The sequence below is a fragment of the Nitrospira sp. BLG_1 genome, assembly GCF_047338595.1.
Classification (GTDB): Bacteria; Nitrospirota; Nitrospiria; order Nitrospirales; family Nitrospiraceae; genus Nitrospira_D.
On sequence record NZ_JBLFBO010000109.1, the window covers coordinates 1 to 2,175 of the forward strand.

Here is a 2,175-nt window from a genome sequence, read left to right on the forward strand (position 1 = left end):
ACCTCCCACCCTCAGATCATAGGTTGAAGGCGTCCACTTTTTCGAGCCTAGCTCATATAGACCCTTTGCATTCTTTGGCGATTACCTTCTCGGCTTCAGTAGTAAGCCTCTCCAGAGCTTTCTTCGCAGCCTCTCTAGCCCCGGGTGATGCGGTCTCTCCAACCGCTTCGATCAATTCCTGTAACTCTCTTGCGTTACCTCTTGAGATCGCATTCCTGATCGCAGCATCAACAGTTGATTCGATGAGACCGAGTGGGTCGATGAGATTTGTTGGCGCATTCCTTACATAGGAGTAGAGATTAGGATTGTTTAAGCCCCCAATCGGATCTTGCTGCAGGAACCTCCCAGTCGTTGGGTCGTAATTTCTGGCTCGGTAGTAATAGAGCCCACTTTCCGCATCGAACTCTCGACCCGTGTAGGTGTATGGCTGGTCGACGGTACCAGGAGCCTCCAAGATGTTGCCGTAGGCATCATAACTATAGCTCTTCGCGGTGGCACCGCTTGAATCGGTGAGATCCGTCACGCTGCCAAGGCCATCCTGGTGATAGAAGAAGGTGCTCCCGCCCTTCGTCACCGCGATCGGTTCATCGATCCCCGGGCCGTGGGTATAACGGGCAACAAGCTGATTCGTCCCATCATATTCCAGAAGAATATCTTCGCCGTCGTAGACATACCGTTTTGTTTGCCCATTGGCCACTTTCTCAATGCGGCGACCCAGCCCATCGTACCGATAGGTACTCGTGAACGCCGCGGTCGGATTCCCCGCCACAAAGTCCTCCACCTTTACCAATCTGTTTTCTGCATCGTAACTGTATTGCGTGTAGTTGCCGGTGGCGAGGAGCGTCTTCCTGATGAGATTGCCGTTGTCATCATACTGGTAACTGTGCGTCGCATCGGCGGTCAGCTGATTGCCGGCGTTCGTCACGTTCCCGGTCGTGGTTCGGTTGCCGACTGGATCGTACGTGAATGATTGCGGCGTGCCGAGGAGCGGATGTGAGGCTGAGGTTAATCGATCCAGATTATCATAGCCGAACGCCTGTGCCCCTCTCCGATCCGTCAGACTCGTCCGATTCCCGACGCCGTTGTAGAGGTACTCCGCTTTATTAATCTGTTGGCTGACAGCTGTCAGCTGGTGGCTAATCGCCGTCACCTGCGACGCCGGATCATAGGTGTAGGTGGTTTGTGTCCCGTTGGACAGCGTCATCGCCGTGCGCCGGGAGATGGCGTCGTAGGTCAAGGTGCTGGCCCCGGCTGGGCTCGTGAGACTCGTCAGGCGATTCAGCACGTCATAGACATACGTGTTGTTCGCCGTCCCGCCGTTCAGCGTCAGCCGGTTCCCGTTCTGGTCATAGGTATACGTGAGCGTGACGCTGGGCTGATGGCTTGATCCTGCCGTGCTCGCGGTCAACAACCGATTGGCCTGGTCATAGGTCATGGTCAACGCGCTATCCGGGTCGGTCACCGTCAGGAGGTTCCCCACCGAGCTATACGTATAACTGGTCACCAGGTTACCCGGCAGCGTCTTGCTCAAGAGTTCATTCACGGCGTTGTAGGCGAACAGGATGTCGTCGCCCTTGGGCGTATGGCGTTTCGTGAGATTGTCGTTGCCATCATACTCGTACGTTTCCACTTTGCCCAGCGGATCCGTCGTGCTGAGCAACCGATTCCGGCTGTCATAGGCAAAGGTGGTCACTTGATTCTTCGCATCCTTGACGGTGAGCAGATTGCCATTGCCGTCGTAGGTGTAGACCGTCTCCCCGAGCAGTGGATCGATCACCTTCTTGAGTCGATTCTTCGCATCATACTCAAACGCGGTGATCCGGTTGAGATGATCCTTGCTCGTCGCCACGTTCCCCGCGCTGTCATAGGTCAACGTCGTGGTGCGGGTCAGCGGATCCGTGGTCGTGAGCAGCCGCCCCAACGCGTCATAGGTGAACGTCGTGGCGGGGTTCGCGGGATAGAGCGCATCCCTGGTTTCAGTCAACAGCCCCTGCGCATTGTAGAAGAAGCGCGTGATCTTGTTGTCCGCGTCGGTGATGGTGATCGGATTCCCCTTCGCGTCATAGGCGATGTTCGTCTGGTTGCCTTTCGGGTCCGTGATGCGCGTCACCTGATTGAACACCGGCTCGTAGACAAAGCTGGTCGTGGCCGCGATGCTCTGCTCGGTGCTGGTGA

Annotated in this window: 1 protein-coding gene; it reads right to left on the reverse strand. The window is 56.3% G+C overall.

The window, feature by feature from the left end:
- Positions 1-52 precede the first annotated feature (52 nt).
- Positions 53-2,175, reverse strand: a 2,123-nt coding sequence (locus ACMTNU_RS20470) for an RHS repeat-associated core domain-containing protein (protein WP_413937141.1), incomplete at its 5' end; no start/stop codon positions are given.